Origin of the sequence: Mesorhizobium mediterraneum, assembly GCF_002284565.1 — a bacterium.
Lineage (GTDB): Bacteria > Pseudomonadota > Alphaproteobacteria > Rhizobiales > Rhizobiaceae > Mesorhizobium > Mesorhizobium mediterraneum.
Genome location: NZ_NPKI01000051.1, coordinates 25777 through 39869 on the forward strand (window position 1 = coordinate 25777; position 14093 = coordinate 39869).

Annotated in this window: 13 protein-coding genes; 5 read left to right on the forward strand and 8 right to left on the reverse strand. The window is 61.3% G+C overall.

The features are described 5' to 3' along the window. Nucleotides 1-762, forward strand: a complete 762-nt coding sequence (locus CIT25_RS34130; protein ID WP_095489471.1) for an MBL fold metallo-hydrolase — start codon at nt 1-3, stop codon at nt 760-762. A 38-nt stretch (nt 763-800) separates the two neighbouring features. On the opposite strand, the gene CIT25_RS34135 is transcribed toward CIT25_RS34130, so the two are convergent. Next, nucleotides 801-1019 carry a hypothetical protein gene (locus CIT25_RS34135; protein WP_095489472.1) on the reverse strand — a complete coding sequence of 73 codons (219 nt, stop codon included), beginning with the start codon at nt 1017-1019 and terminating at the stop codon, nt 801-803. 200 nt (nt 1020-1219) lie between these two features. Here CIT25_RS34135 and CIT25_RS34140 point away from each other — a divergent pair, with 200 nt between their 5' ends. Both CIT25_RS34140 and CIT25_RS34145 read left to right on the forward strand, forming a co-directional pair. Beyond that, a complete protein-coding gene (locus CIT25_RS34140; protein WP_095489473.1) occupies nt 1220-1993 on the forward strand; it encodes an NAD kinase in 774 nt (257 codons plus the stop codon). Nucleotides 1994-2184: 191 nt separating this feature from the next. After that, a complete protein-coding gene (locus CIT25_RS34145) occupies nt 2185-3807 on the forward strand; it encodes a DEAD/DEAH box helicase (protein ID WP_206073046.1) in 1623 nt (540 codons plus the stop codon). Between the two features lie 216 nt (nt 3808-4023). Here the strand turns inward: CIT25_RS34145 and CIT25_RS34150 are convergent, their stop codons facing one another. Beyond that, complete coding sequence (locus tag CIT25_RS34150) at nt 4024-4917, reverse strand: LysR family transcriptional regulator (RefSeq protein ID WP_095489475.1); 894 nt, start codon at nt 4915-4917, stop codon at nt 4024-4026. Between the two features lie 129 nt (nt 4918-5046). On the opposite strand from CIT25_RS34150, the gene CIT25_RS34155 reads away from it, so the two are divergent. Both CIT25_RS34155 and CIT25_RS34160 read left to right on the forward strand, forming a co-directional pair. Next, nucleotides 5047-5931: an NmrA/HSCARG family protein gene (locus CIT25_RS34155; protein WP_095489476.1), complete on the forward strand. Its 885-nt coding sequence runs from the start codon at nt 5047-5049 to the stop codon at nt 5929-5931. A 36-nt stretch (nt 5932-5967) separates the two neighbouring features. Beyond that, nucleotides 5968-6240 carry a DUF2798 domain-containing protein gene (locus CIT25_RS34160; protein WP_095489477.1) on the forward strand — a complete coding sequence of 91 codons (273 nt, stop codon included), beginning with the start codon at nt 5968-5970 and terminating at the stop codon, nt 6238-6240. Between the two features lie 114 nt (nt 6241-6354). Here CIT25_RS34160 and CIT25_RS34165 read toward each other — a convergent pair whose 3' ends face one another. The 6 genes from CIT25_RS34165 to CIT25_RS34190 form a co-directional block, all read right to left on the reverse strand. Then, nucleotides 6355-7005, reverse strand: a complete 651-nt coding sequence (locus tag CIT25_RS34165; RefSeq protein WP_095489478.1) for a YiaD family glycine zipper/OmpA-like lipoprotein — start codon at nt 7003-7005, stop codon at nt 6355-6357. A 275-nt stretch (nt 7006-7280) separates the two neighbouring features. After that, nucleotides 7281-7649 carry a GFA family protein gene (locus CIT25_RS34170; RefSeq protein ID WP_095489479.1) on the reverse strand — a complete coding sequence of 123 codons (369 nt, stop codon included), beginning with the start codon at nt 7647-7649 and terminating at the stop codon, nt 7281-7283. Nucleotides 7650-7820: 171 nt separating this feature from the next. Next, nucleotides 7821-8207 carry a hypothetical protein gene (locus CIT25_RS34175; RefSeq protein ID WP_095489480.1) on the reverse strand — a complete coding sequence of 129 codons (387 nt, stop codon included), beginning with the start codon at nt 8205-8207 and terminating at the stop codon, nt 7821-7823. Nucleotides 8208-8651: 444 nt separating this feature from the next. Continuing rightward, nucleotides 8652-9783, reverse strand: a protein-coding gene (gene prfB, locus CIT25_RS34180; RefSeq protein ID WP_101954579.1) for a peptide chain release factor 2 whose coding sequence is annotated in 2 segments (ribosomal slippage) — nt 8652-9716 and nt 9718-9783 — 1131 coding nt in all. Because the reading frame shifts where the segments join, the coding sequence is not laid out codon by codon here. A 142-nt stretch (nt 9784-9925) separates the two neighbouring features. Continuing rightward, nucleotides 9926-12382, reverse strand: coding sequence for a penicillin-binding protein 1A (locus CIT25_RS34185; RefSeq protein WP_095489482.1), 2457 nt, complete (start codon nt 12380-12382; stop codon nt 9926-9928). A 211-nt stretch (nt 12383-12593) separates the two neighbouring features. After that, nucleotides 12594-13853 (reverse strand): N-acetylmuramoyl-L-alanine amidase, encoded by a 1260-nt coding sequence (locus tag CIT25_RS34190; RefSeq protein ID WP_095489483.1) that lies wholly within the window; start codon nt 13851-13853, stop codon nt 12594-12596. Nucleotides 13854-14093: the final 240 nt, after the last annotated feature.

Genomic DNA, 14093 nt, shown 5'->3' on the forward strand with positions numbered 1-14093 from the left:
ATGGGCACGCTTCCGGTCATCGACGCTCCGAATTGGTATGAAACCATCCGCATGGGCGAAGGCGTGACGCTGATCCACGAGCCGTGGATCAAGCCGTTCTTCCGCTGCAACATCTGGCATGTGCGCGGTCGCGACCGCGACCTGCTGTTCGACACCGGCCTCGGCCATTTCAGCCTGCGGCGCCATGTGCCGCTGGTGACGGAACGAAAACTCACCTGCGTGGCCAGCCACACGCATTTCGACCATATCGGCTGCCATCACGAATTTCCGGACCGCTGCGTGCATCGCGCCGAGGCAGAAATCCTCGCCGATCCTCGCAATGAATGGACGGTCGCCGACCGCTACGCGACCGACGCAATGTTCGACGGCCTGCCGCAGGGCTGGGATACGGCGCGCTACCGGATCCTGCCGGCGCCGGCCGATCGCTTGCTCGGGCAAGGCGACATCATCGATCTCGGCGACCGTGCCTTCGAGGTGATCCACACGCCGGGCCATTCGCCCGGCGGCATCGCGCTCTACGAGAAGAAGACTGGCATCCTGCTTTCCGGCGACATCATCTATGACGGCCCGCTGATCGACGATGTCTATCATTCAGCCGTCGACGACTATGTCGAGACGCTGTTACGGATGCGCGAGCTCGAGATCGCGGTCGTGCATGGCGGCCATTTCCCGAGCTTCGGCAAGGTGCGCTATCGCCAGCTTATCGAGGAGTATCTCGCACAAAAGCGGCAGGCCGGCTGCCATCTGCTGCAGGCGCGATAGGCACCGGCCTCACGTATCGCGGGAGGTGCATGGCGAATTCACAGCGCCCTTTGCGGGCACGGCGTGCCGGCGGCATCGCCGCAGCGTGAAGCCGTGGGTTGGGGTCTCAAACTCGTCTCTTCGGACTGGCGCACCAGTTGGGCAAAGGCAAGAGCAAAACTTCCCAGCATCAGGACGATGATGATCAGGCGTGTTACCGGCAATAGATTGGTCCGACTGGCTGGCCCCCACGCCGCCCATTCACTGCCGGCTAACATGATCGATCCGGCTTTACGAGAGTTTAATCCCCGTCTTAACCATCACATTCGCTTGTCACTCGACACGATGCGCGAGCGCCTGGCCGGCGCGCTTCCCCCGCACTGTGTCGAGGGCAGCACATGCCTGCCTTTGCAGATTTGCCCGCCCATGCTAACCCGGCGCTGGCGCGGCCCCAGCAACCGGTCGCCATTGGGGAGCCATGAGCAAAGCCGCCAACCGTTTCGCCTTCGTCTCGTCCGGCGCCGCCGACGCCAATGCGGCGCTGGAAAGCCTGTCGGCGCGCTATGGCCAGGCATCCATCGAGGATGCAGAGATTGTCGTCGCCCTCGGTGGCGACGGCTTCCTGTTGCAGACCTTGCGCGACACGATGAGCACGGGAAAAAAGGTCTACGGCATGAACCGTGGCACCATCGGCTTCCTGATGAACGAATACCGCGCCAGCGGTTTGACGGGGCGCATCGCGGCGGCCGTTGCCGAAACGATCCGTCCGCTGGAGATGCAGGCGGTGACGGCAGAGGGCGAAACGATTTCGGCCTTGGCGATCAATGAGGTTGCGCTGTGGCGCCAATCCTACCAGACGGCCAAGATCCGTATCACCGTGGACGAGCAAGTGCGGCTGGAGGAATTGAACTGTGATGGTGTGATGATCGCGACGCCGGCCGGTTCGACCGCCTACAATCTGTCCGCGCACGGGCCGATCCTGCCGCTCGACGCACCGCTGCTGGCGCTGACCCCGGTCAGTCCGTTCCGCCCGCGCCGCTGGCGCGGCGCGCTGCTCTCCAACAAGGCGATCGTGCGCTTTGAAATTCTGGAGCCGGAAAAACGGCCGGTGAATGCCGCCGCCGACCACACCGAGGTCAAGGCGGTGACCACGGTCACGGTCAGGGAATCACCGACGGCGACCGCGACGCTGCTGTTCGATCCCAACCATTCGTGGAATGAGCGCATTCTCGCCGAACAGTTCCGTTACTGAGCCGGTACAGCGACCGACAGCTCGATTAAGCATCGCGATTAAGGTTACGACTTCACAATCATGCCGTTCCCCGCCCGTTTCTGTTGACAAATCGTGGGCTTGCGCCTACCTGCAATACCAATCTTGCAGGCGCGCGGCGCTTGCCGCGACTGCTTATGTTGCGCCCCCGAACCAGCCAAAGACAGCCAAACTTGTCCTCAGACGCCCAGATCGCTCAAGAAGCGTTGACCTTCGCAGACCTCGGCCTGTCGCCGAAGGTCCTTTCCGCAGTCACCGATGCCGGCTACACCGAGCCGACGCCGATCCAGGCGGGCGCCATCCCGCATGCCTTGCTCGGCAAGGATATTTTGGGCATCGCCCAGACCGGCACCGGCAAGACGGCTTCGTTCGTGCTGCCGATGCTGACCCGCCTCGAAAAAGGCCGGGCACGCGCCCGCATGCCGCGCACACTGATCCTCGAGCCGACGCGCGAGCTTGCCGCGCAGGTCGAAGAAAATTTCATCAGATACGGCAAGAACCACAAGCTCAATATCGCGCTGTTGATCGGCGGCGTGTCCTTCGACGAGCAGGACAAGAAGCTGGAGCGCGGCGCCGACGTGCTGATCGCGACGCCCGGCCGCCTGCTCGACCATCGCGAGCGCGGAAAGCTTCTGCTCAACGGCGTCGAGATCCTCGTCATCGACGAGGCCGACCGCATGCTCGACATGGGCTTCATTCCCGACATCGAGCGCATCTGCGAAATGATCCCGTTCACGAGGCAGACGCTGTTCTTCTCGGCGACGATGCCGCCTGAGATCACCAAGCTCACCGAGAAATTCCTGCACGCCCCGGTGCGCGTCGAGGTTTCGAAGGCCGCGTCGGCCGCGACCAACATCATCCAGCGACTGGTGAAATCCGGCTCAAAACCCTGGGATAAGCGCGAGACGCTGCGCAATCTGATAAAGGCCGAGGACGCCGAGCTGAAGAACGCCATCATCTTCTGCAACCGCAAGGTCGAGGTTTCGGAGCTTTTCCGGTCGCTGCTGAAATATGATTTCGACGCCGGCGCGCTGCATGGCGACATGGACCAGCGCGCGCGCATGCAGATGCTGGCCAATTTCCGTGACGGTAAACTGCGCTACCTCGTTGCGTCGGACGTTGCCGCGCGCGGCCTCGACATCCCCGATGTCAGCCACGTCTTCAATTACGACGTGCCGATCCATGCCGAGGACTATGTCCACCGCATCGGCCGCACCGGCCGCGCCGGCCGCTCGGGCAAATCCTTCACCATCGCCACCAAGTCCGACACGAAATACATCGACGCGATCGAACGGCTGATCGGCAACAAGATCGAGTGGCATGACGGCGATCTGTCGACGGTCGTCGCCAGCGAGGGCGGAGAGGACGATGCTCCCCGCCGTGGCCGCGGCGCGCCGCGCCGCGCCGGTCGCAAGGACGACGACCGCAAGGACAGGGGCGAACGCAAACCGCGCGAACGCCACGCCAGGCAAAGCGAAGATGCAGCACCGGATACGGCGGGCGAGCCAGTGGTGGCCGAGGTCGCGGTCGCCGATGCCGGTGAACGGCGCGCGCGCAAGGAAGCGATCCGCTCGGAAAATACCGAGCGCCAAGCCTCCCCCGAACGCCAGGCTTCGCCCGAACGTAAGGCTTCGCCCGATCGCAATCGCAACGAACAGCGTGCGCCGGAACGTGGCGACACCAGGCCGCAGCGCGACGGCAACCGCCCTGCCCGCAATCGCCAGGAAGACAATGACGCGACCGTCGGCTTCGGCGACGACATGCCCGCCTTCATGCGCATCGTGGCCAAGGTCTGATCACAGCAGAAATTCTCAAATGCCAATGAAACGGCACCTTGCGGGGCCGTTTTCATGTCTGATATTTGCTTTGCTCAGGTGTGGGCCGAAAGCTGGTCTCGACGTCCCGGTTCCAGGCGCGGTCGGCCGTTAGAAGCAATCGGAGGCGTCTCGCCGAAGGCCGATGACCACGAGGTGGTCGACCGCGCTCTCAGTCGCCTCGTCTGATCCGGGTGGCTACAGGTTTTTGAATTCCAGGCGGGACGGCAACATATCCAGAAACGCACGAACTTTGGCTGAATATGATCTGCCTTCCGGCCACACGGCGTGCATCGGTACCGGCACCGGCTCGAAGTCGCTTAAAACCACCTCTAGGCGGCCATCATCCACCAAATGCCTTATCTGCCAAAGGGGCGAGTAGCCCAAACCCAATCCGTGAACTGCGGCCGCATAGATCGGTGCCATCAAATTGGATCGAAAACTGCCGGTCACTTTCACCGCCCGAGGTTTCCCCTCGATCTGAAACATCCATTCACCTGGACGCTGGTCGGAGGTTCGAACAATGCAACTGTGCTTGCTCAGTTCGAAGGGATGCGCTGGTCGGCCACGGCGTTCAAAGTAGGAAGGCGAGCCGAACACGACGCGCCGCAACGCGCCCAGGCGTCTGGCTCGCAAGCTGGAATCCGGCAAATTGCCGATCCGTATCGCGAGATCGAGGCCCTCGGCACCAAGGTCGACAAACCCATCGGCGAGCTGCAGGTCAACCTCGACCCGCGGATACATCTGCATGTAGTCGGCGATGACAGGTACAACGAAATCCGGGCCGAACAGAACTGGCGCGCTCACGCGCAGGATACCCGATGGTTCCGATCGTTGGTTGGCGGCTTGAAGTCTTGCGTCGTTTATTTGATCGATGGCGGGTTTGATGCGGTGGAAAAACGCCACTCCGGCTTCGCTTGGTGTCGAACGGCGCGTCGTCCGCTGTACAAGCTCGACCCCGACGGATTCCTCCAGCATCGCCAAAGACCGGCTGATCGATTGCAGCGAGCGGTTCAGCCGGCGTGCGGCGGCCGTCAAACTTCCGTTCTCGACGACTGCCATGAAAGCTTCAAAATCATCTATCCGGCTCATGACGTCTCCGTTTCTCACGAAAATCGAGAGAAACTATCGCAAATCCAAATAATTGTAACGCTGTTCGCGACGTTTTATTTCCCTGGAAGAAATCCCGAAAAGGGCAAGGTTCGGTGGAAGGGAATTGTCATGCGAGCACTCAATCCAACCGTTCTGGTCGTTGGCGCAACAGGCCGATTTGCCGGCTTGATCGTACCTCAACTTGTCCGCCGCAATGCCACTGTTCGAGCACTCATTCGCGACCCTGCGAACGCCGAAAAGGCCCGGAGGCTCGGGGCATCCGAGGTCGTGACCGGCAATTTGCGCAACCCTCAGAGCCTCGGAAATGCCGTCGAGGGCGTCGACGGCGTCTTCCACATCGGACCGGCCTTTGCCCCCGACGAAACAGCCATGGGTGTTGCCATGGTCGAGGCCGCTGGACGAGCGGGCGTTCGAAAATTCGTCTTCTCGTCGGTGATCCAGCCGACCAATACGAGGCTAAAAAACCATGCGAGCAAGGTGCCGGTCGAAGATGCTCTCTACTCGACGAACATGGAATACACCATTTTGCATCCTGCCAATTTCATGCAGAACATCGCAGCAGCCTGGCCGTCCATCGTTAGGGACGGCGTTTTCTCGGAACCGTTTCCAAAGACAGCAAAGCTGGCGCGTGTCGATTACCGCGATGTCGCCGAAGTGGCAGCGATCGCATTGACCGAAGCGCGGTTGTCTTATGCGACGCTTGAACTGTGCGCGGACGGTATGCATTGCCGGGAAGAGATCGTTTCAATGATGAGTGAGGAACTTGGCCGGTCCATTTCTGCTGGCGAGCCGACCTTTGGTGAGTGGGCGGCGAATACCCGTCTTCCCTACGATGACCGCCAATTGCAGCTGCTGGCTAAAGTCCATGAACACTACGCCAAATATGGTCTCGGCGGAAACAGCCTGACGTTGCGCTGCGCCTTGGGCCGCGAGCCGCGTTCGCTACGAAGCTTTATCCGAGAACTAGCCTTGCAAACGGCACAGGTCGCCTGATCGCGCCCACAAACATTTTCTGACTAGGAGATTTCCATGCAAGCATCACCGCACAAGACGTTGAAGCTGAGAAAACTGCCGCCTTCCTACAGTGCAGTGGTAATGCCGTTCGTTCTTTCAATCCTCATGACCTGCATTATCTCGGCGGTTTCGACGGCGATCGGCACGGGCTGGACGAACGGTTTCGTGGCGACCTGGTCATACGCATGGGGCGTGTCATGGCTTGTTGCGTTTCCGAGCCTGCTGATTGTCCTTCCGATCGTGCGCCGGATCGTTGCGGCAATTGTCGACCAGCCGGTCCGACCCTAACACTATGAAAACGAAGCGACGGGCGCCGATGCTCGTCGGTCCAGCAAAAGCAAACAAGAACGGCCCCTTGCGGGGCCGTTCTCATGTCCAATGCCGTCTTCTTGTTTGTCTTGCTCAGGTGAGCGGTGAAAGCTGGATCTCGACACGGCGGTTCTGGGCACGGCCGTCGGCCGTCGCATTGGAAGCGATTGGACGCGTCTTGCCGAAGCCGGTGACGGCGAAGCGGCGGGAATCGACGCCCTGCCCGGACAGATAGTTGGCGACTGCCAGCGCGCGGCGCTGCGACAGGTCGAAATTGTGTTGGTCGCCACCGGTCGAGTCGGTGTGGCCGAACACGTCGACCGTGGTCTGCCGGAACTTGTTCAGCACAAGTGCGACCGAATTCAACACTTGATAGAAGCCGGGCTTCACCGCGTCCTGGTCGACGTTGAAGGTGATGTCGGACGGCATGTTGAGGATGATCTGGTCGCCGGTGCGGGTGACGCTGACGCCGGAGCCCTGAAGCTGCCGGCGCAGTTCGGCCTCGTTCTGGTCCATGGTGGCGCCGATCGCGCCGCCGGCGAGCGCCCCGACGCCAGCGCCGATCAGCGCATTGCGGCGGTCGTTGCCGCCGGCAAGCAGGCCGAGCCCCGCACCCGCCAGCGCGCCGATGCCGGCGCCTGCCGCAGTGTTGGAAACCTTCTGCTCTCCGGTATACGGATCGGTGGTGGTGCAGGCGCTCACGAGTACAGCCGTCGCCACGGCGACGAGCACAGTCTTTTTCATTGGGTAGTCCCTCTCCAGTCCGCGGTCCCACCGACGGCGCGCCGCATCAGCCCTTCCGTCGCATCGACCCGAAAATCATCGATTTCGGAAGGCACGATGCATAGATTCAAAGTCTTAGAGCGACGTGCGTCAAAGTGGAGGCACGTCGCTCTAATGTCTTGTAACATGAAATGCGGCGAAAAATGGAACGGGAACGCGGCTGGCTATGGCTTTTCCCGGTCAAACTCCACGGCCGCGATATTGCGCAATTTTGATCGGCTACCAGAGACTATCGGCTACCAGAGATTCTTGCCGTCGATGACGACGACCTCGACCTGATCGAGATCGAAATCGTCGAACAGGCGCGAGTTCACGCTGATCTTCGGATTGTCGAAATCCGGCTTGCCGGTCGACCAGTCCGGCGTTTCGGTGAAGGTGCCGCAGCCGCAGGTGGCGCAGAAACCGTGTTTGATCGTTTTCGACCCCCACTGGTAGAATGAGACATTCTTGAGTGGGCTGGTGAGTTTGAATTGCGACGGGGTGTAGTAGGCCCATAACGAGCCGCGCTTCGAGCAGAAGGAACAGGTGCATTGCGTCACGGTCTGCGGCGCTTGCGAGACCTCGAATGTCGTCGCCCTGCAGTGGCAGCTTGCCTTTATGGTCATGAACGCCTTCCTCCCGATTGCCTGCCGCCCGCGCGGCAAGGCAACATAAAGAGACGCTTCTGACAACCGTCTGCAGCAAACTCGCTTGCCTGCGTCAGACGCGTGGCGCTTCAATCTTTTTTGATGCAAGTCGTCGTCCCAAAACCGCTGCGCACTTTTGGGCGACATGCATTAAAACGACGACGGCGGCACGAACAGGCAGATGGTCTTTCCGTCGTTGGCGCCGGCGACCGAGCACCAGTGATATTCGCCATCGGGCGAATTCTTGATCCGTGTGTCGCTGTAGGCCACGACCTCGCCTGTCCCCTTGATGACGTAGCCCTCCGGACGCTCGCTGATCGAGGTCTGCGAGACCGCGCGGCAATCATAACCCGAGCAACAGGAGAATGGGTAACTCCAGCCTTGCGGCTTCGCTGCGGTCGGCTTGGCGTCGTGCGCCAAAGCGGCCGCTGCAAATGTGATGGTGGCGGCCGTCAGAGCCACCACCGCGATGATTGAATTCAGGAGGCGGCGCGCCGTGTTGACGGCTGAGGCCGGTCGGGTTGTGAAAGCAGGCATGGGCGCAGTTCCTATCAACGAGTTCAAGCGTTTCGCTTGCCCGTTCCCGGATCGTGTCTTCCCAGTGGCCGGATCGTCAGGTCGCAGATACGCCGCGTCCGGCCATAAATGCTTTTTTCCCCCAGCCTTCGAATGCTGGGCTGATTCCTTTGTTGGCGCAAGAAAATTGCTGTGCAAGCCGAGCGCCGACATCTGCAGCCGGAACCAGACTGCCGGGGTTGACGAAAGTGACTTCATCAACCCCGGCAGACGGGATCGCAGATAACGAGATTCAGCTCGCAGTGGTTCCGAGCTAGACGCCGGCAGGCCGGCAGCATCTACCCCCGAGGTAGAGGTCGCTGTGAAAAATTCGATGAAAAAACAACGCTATAAAGCGACCGCTCAATTAGAGTGAGAGCCTGTTACTCTAGCGTGATGTTGCTGCTGGTTTGGTGCGTAGGAGCTTCAGTCGATGTCGGCCACCACTTCGCCGGCGCCGCCCTCGATGCGCTGCGACAGCGAGGCCTCCATGAAATCGTCGAGGTCGCCGTCCAGCACGCTCGACGGGCTTGTGCTCTCGACGCCGGTGCGCAGATCCTTCACCAGCTGATAGGGCTGCAGAACGTAGGAGCGGATCTGGTGGCCCCAGCCGATATCGCTCTTCGACGCTTCGGTGGCGTTCGCCACCGCCTCGCGCTTCTTCAGCTCTTCCTCGTAGAGCCGCGAGCGCAGCATCTCCCAGGCCTTCGCCTTGTTCTTGTGCTGGGAGCGCTCGGCCTGGCAGGCGACCGCGATGCCGGTGGCGAGATGGGTGATGCGGACCGCCGAATCGGTGGTGTTGACGTGCTGGCCGCCCGATCCGGACGAACGATAGGTGTCGATGCGAACATCCGATTCGGAAACGTCGATCTCGATCGTATCGTCGATCACGGGATAGACCCAGACGCTGGCGAACGACGTGTGGCGGCGCGCATTGCTGTCATAGGGCGAAATACGCACGAGACGGTGGACACCGGATTCCGTCTTCAGCCAACCATAGGCATTGTGGCCCTTGATCAGCAGCGTGGCGGACTTGATGCCCGCCTCTTCGCCGTCATGCACTTCCAGTACCTCGACCTTGAAGCGGCGCCGCTCGGCCCAACGCGTGTACATGCGCAGAAGCATCGAGGCCCAGTCCTGGCTTTCGGTGCCGCCGGCGCCGGCATGGACCTCGAGATAGCTGTCGTTGGCGTCCGCCTCGCCCGAAAGCAGCGTCTCGATCTGGCGCGCCTTTGCCTCGCCGCGCATCGAGCGGATCGCCGCTTCCGCCTCGGCGACGACGCTCTCGTCGCCCTCTTCCTCGCCAAGCTCGATCAGGCCGATATTGTCTTCCAGCGCCTGGGTGAGGCCTTTGACCGCGGCGATGCCGTCCTCGAGGCCCTGGCGCTCACGCATCAGCTTCTGCGCCTCCAGCGGCTCGTTCCAGAGGCTCGAATCCTCGGCACGCACGTTCAGGTATTCAAGCCGCTTTATGGCCTGATCCCAGTCAAAGATGCCTCCTCAGCAGGGTAATCGCCTGCCTGATTTCGTCGACAATGTTCTGCGTTTCCGCGCGCATGGCTGGCTGTTCTGTCCTGTGCTGAAATGGCGCCCTGTTGCTTAAACAGAGCTTGCGTTGGCGCGATACATAGGGACGGCACCGCCGCCTGTAAAGCGAAATGGGCCGGCTCGAAAGCCGGCCCAGAATGCCATATCCTATGTCAATAGAGCCCGCCGCCGCCGGACTGGATGGCCTGGTTAGCCTGTGGCGACAGCGAACCGCCGGAGGCGTTGGAGCCGTCCGCATCCATGCCGATTACCCAGTAGCTGTCGGCGGGGCCGGTGCCCGGCTTGAAGGCTTCGATAAAGGCGCCAGCGTCGCCTGGGTTGGCGCGCATGCCGGTCTTGCGATTGATGGCGATCAGCTTCATGCCTTCGGGGACCTTGAAATCGACATTGGGCGTGCCGTCCAGCGCCACGCGCATGACGTCCTTGAAGATCGGCGCGGCGAGGCCGCCGCCAGTCGCGCCCTTGCCAAGACCTTTCGGCTGATCGTAGCCCATGTAAAGCCCGACAACGAGATTGGGCGTGTAGCCGATGAACCAGGTATCCTTCTCGTCGTTTGTCGTTCCGGTCTTGCCGGCGATGTGGCGGCCGAGTTCGGCGACGGTGGCGCCGGTACCGCGCTCGACGACGCCCTCCATCATCGAGGTGATCTGATAGGCGGTCATCGGATCGAGCACCTGCTCGGCATTGTCGACAAGTTCCGGCTCAGGCTGGTTCTGCCATTCGGCGGCGTTGCAATTTTCGCAGCCGCGTTCGTCCTGCCTGTACACCGTCTTGCCGTAGCGATCCTGGATGCGGTCGATCAGCGTCGGCTTGATCGACTTGCCGCCGTTGGCCATGATCGAATAAGCCGACACCATGCGCATCACGGTGGTCTCGCCCGAACCCAGCGCCATCGGCAGGTACGGCGCCAGACGGTCATAGACGCCGAAGCGCTCGGCATATTCCGCGACCAGCTTCATGCCCATGTCGTTGGCCAGGCGCACAGTCATCAGATTGCGCGACCTCTCGATGCCGGACCGCAAGGTCGCCGGGCCAGCTGTCCTTCCGTCGTAGTTCTTCGGCGTCCAGGTCGTGTTGCCGCTCTTGATGGTGATCGGGCCGTCCATGATCACCGAAGCCGGCGTATAGCCATTGTCGAGGGCGGCCGAATAGACGATCGGCTTGAACGACGAACCCGGCTGCCGCATGGCCTGCGTGGCACGGTTGAATTCGGATTGCGCGTAGGAGAACCCGCCGACCATGGCCAGAACGCGGCCGGTATGCGGATCCATGGCGATCAAGCCGCCTTCAACTTCGGGGGCCTGGCGCAGGATATAGGCTCCGTCCGTACTCTCTTTCTTCTGCACGAAGATGACGTCGCCCGGCTTCAGCACATCCGCCGGCGACTTGGCCTTGACGGTCTTGCCGTCGACTACATGACGCATGGCGAAGCTCATGTCCTCGCGGCTGACGGTGCCTTCGATGCGATCCTTGACGAGTTCGCCCGAGATCTGCCGCGTCGGCCGAAGGCCGATGGACAGGCCGCTCTCCGAGCTGTCGAGCACGACGGCGAGCGACCATTCGGGCACGTCGTCAAGTCCCTTGACTTCGCTCAAAGGCACGCCCCAGTCGCCGGATACGCTGATGGTCTTCACCGGCCCGCGATAACCGCGCAGCGTATCGAACTTCATCAGGCCGTTCTGCATGGCTTTGCGGGCGATGAGCTGCATCTTGGGATCGAGCGTCGTACGGACGGACAGGCCGCCCTCGTAGAGCGCATTCTCGCCGTAGCGCGCGCTGATCTGGCGACGCACTTCCTCGGTGAAGTATTCGCCGGCGAACAGATAGGTGCCGGAGCGGCGTGGCTTGACGCCGAGCGGCTCGGCCTTGGCCTTGGCGCCTTCCTCGGGCGTGACGTAGCCGTTGCCGACCATCTGGTCGATGACCCAGTTGCGGCGCTCGATGGCGCGGTCGGCATATTTGAACGGGTGATAGTTGGAGGGGCCCTTCGGCAAAGCCGCCAGATAGGCCGCTTCCGCCACGGTGAGTTCATTCACCGCCTTGTCGAAATAGGTAAGTGCCGCGCCGGCAACGCCATAGGCGCCAAGCCCGAAGAAAATCTCGTTAAGGTAGAGCTCGAGAATGCGATCCTTCGAATAGGCCTGCTCGATGCGGAAGGCGAGGATCATCTCCTTGATCTTGCGCTCGTAGGTCTGGTCCGAGGACAACAGGAAATTTTTCGCCACCTGCTGGGTGATCGTCGAGGCGCCGACCTGGCGCTTGCCCGAGCCGAAATTCTGCAGATTGACCATGATTGCGCGGCCAAGGCCGGTCATATCGATGCCGGGATGATTGTAGAAATTCTTGTCCTCGGCAGACAGGAAGGCCGCCTTGACACGATCCGGCACCGCCTGGATCGGCAAATACAAACGCCGTTCGCGCGCATATTCGGCCATCAGCGCACCATCGGACGCATGGATGCGGGTCGTCACCGGCGGTTCATACTTGGCCAGGACCTCGTAGTCGGGCAGATCCTTCGACAAATGGCTGATATAGATCGCCACGCCCGCCGCGACCAAAAGGGCCAGCGCAGTGCCGATGCCGAAGAAATAGCCAATGAGACGAATCATGCCCGCTCCAGTCCTTGGTTCGGGAATCTCCTAAACGAAGCCGCCTTTCGCGCAAGCTTTCGAGATGATCCCGACCAGTAATCGAAAACCCATGTCGCCACCATGTGGGCAAAATGCGGCAGCACGGAATTTCGGCCTCGAATCGGGGAAATAAGTACAGGGTGTTGTTGTCGTGCAACGCTGCCTCTGGTTGTGGGCGACGGCGGGCATCTCAGCCTCCGGTTCCTGCTCCGACCCTGGCTGAAGCGAACAGGGCGATGGCATTGGTTATGCTCTGGGCCGCCTTGCCGCGCCAATCGGCGCTGAGCAGTTGCGCCTCATCCTTGGCGTTCGACAGATAGCCGAGTTCGACCAGCACGGAGGGGACATCCGGCGCCTTCAACACCTTGAAGCTGGCCGAACGCTGCGGATTGTTGATGAGGCCGACGCTGGTGGAAAGCTGGCCGACCAAAGTCTGGGCGAAACTCATCGAGAAACTATGCGTCTCGCGGCGAATCAGGTCGATCAGAATGTCGGTCACTTCCTTGTTATCGTCCTTGATCTCCATGCCGGCGAATTGGTCGGAAAGGTTTTCACGGTCGGCGAGCGCCTGCGCTTCGGGATCGGAAGCCTTGTCGGAGACTGTGTAGACGGTTGCACCGCGAAGGCCCTTGACCCTGATCGTGTCGGCGTGGATCGAAATGAGCAGATCGGCCTCGTGCTGGCGAGCAATGCGCACGCGGTCGTCCAGCCGCAGGAATTGGTCCGTCTCGCGCGTCATGAACACGTCGTATTTGCCGACTGCGGCAAGTCTGGCCCGCAATTCGGTGGCGAAAGCGAGCGTGACATTCTTCTCGACCGTGCCGTTCAGGCCCTCGGCGCCGCCGTCGATGCCGCCATGGCCTGGATCGATGACGACGGTGAAGCGATGGCCTGGATTGGAGATCGGCCCGGTGCCGACCCTGCCGCCCTTATCCGGGGAGACGGTGGCGCCGGTGGTCAGCGCCTGATTGGCAAGGGCGGCGTCGAACTCTCGCACGGACGCCGCCGACATGTCGACGGCGATGCGGTAGCCGTTGCCGTCTTCATTCTTGAGCACGTCGAACCTGTCGATGGCGAACGGGCCCTTGCTGGTGAGGATCAGCCGCGATACACCCTCCCCGAGATCGCCGTAGCGCACACTCCTGACCAGGCCGCGCGCCTTCACATCCTTGGCATTGATGGCAAATTTCGTGGTTGGCAGGTCGACGACCAGACGGTGGGGGCCGCGCAGCAGGAACCATTTGACGTCGGGCTCGCGGTCGAAATTCATGACGATGCGCATCTTGGTGGCGTCACCCGCCATTTTGTAGCTCGTCGCGGCCAGCGGCGCGTCGGCAGCAAAGGAAATCGGCGAAGCCAGGCAAGCGACAACCAGGAACAGCAGACAAGTGGCGTAGAAGAGAGTGCCTCCGGCGCGACCACCCTTGTACGTGAAGACTGCCAGTCCCATCTCTTTCCAGTCGCTCCGGTTTGGCGCCAGGCGCCCAATCTTATTTGTCGGAGTGTCGGCGTCTTGTCGAAATGCCGGCTAGGCCGCGAACTCGATTAACGATTGGTATCCAGAGAAGGTTAACCAAGCCTTTTCATCCAAAGGCTTAAAGCCGTGCTTCCGTTGCGGAACCGCTTTTTGCCGGCATCCGAAATCGGGGTTGCCTTCCAACCCGCCAAATCATAAAAGCGATGGTGGATC

Bases quoted from the DNA above. Each gene is read 5' to 3' on its own strand.
- CIT25_RS34130 (WP_095489471.1), top strand. From the start codon at position 1: ATGGGCACGCTTCCGGTCATCGACGCTCCGAATTGGTATGAAACCATC.
- CIT25_RS34135 (WP_095489472.1), bottom strand. From the start codon at position 1,019: ATGTTAGCCGGCAGTGAATGGGCGGCGTGGGGGCCAGCCAGTCGGACC.
- CIT25_RS34140 (WP_095489473.1), top strand. From the start codon at position 1,220: ATGAGCAAAGCCGCCAACCGTTTCGCCTTCGTCTCGTCCGGCGCCGCC.
- CIT25_RS34150 (WP_095489475.1), bottom strand. From the start codon at position 4,917: ATGAGCCGGATAGATGATTTTGAAGCTTTCATGGCAGTCGTCGAGAAC.
- CIT25_RS34155 (WP_095489476.1), top strand. From the start codon at position 5,047: ATGCGAGCACTCAATCCAACCGTTCTGGTCGTTGGCGCAACAGGCCGA.
- CIT25_RS34160 (WP_095489477.1), top strand. From the start codon at position 5,968: ATGCAAGCATCACCGCACAAGACGTTGAAGCTGAGAAAACTGCCGCCT.
- CIT25_RS34165 (WP_095489478.1), bottom strand. From the start codon at position 7,005: ATGAAAAAGACTGTGCTCGTCGCCGTGGCGACGGCTGTACTCGTGAGC.
- CIT25_RS34170 (WP_095489479.1), bottom strand. From the start codon at position 7,649: ATGACCATAAAGGCAAGCTGCCACTGCAGGGCGACGACATTCGAGGTC.
- CIT25_RS34175 (WP_095489480.1), bottom strand. From the start codon at position 8,207: ATGCCTGCTTTCACAACCCGACCGGCCTCAGCCGTCAACACGGCGCGC.
- CIT25_RS34185 (WP_095489482.1), bottom strand. From the start codon at position 12,382: ATGATTCGTCTCATTGGCTATTTCTTCGGCATCGGCACTGCGCTGGCC.
- CIT25_RS34190 (WP_095489483.1), bottom strand. From the start codon at position 13,853: ATGGGACTGGCAGTCTTCACGTACAAGGGTGGTCGCGCCGGAGGCACT.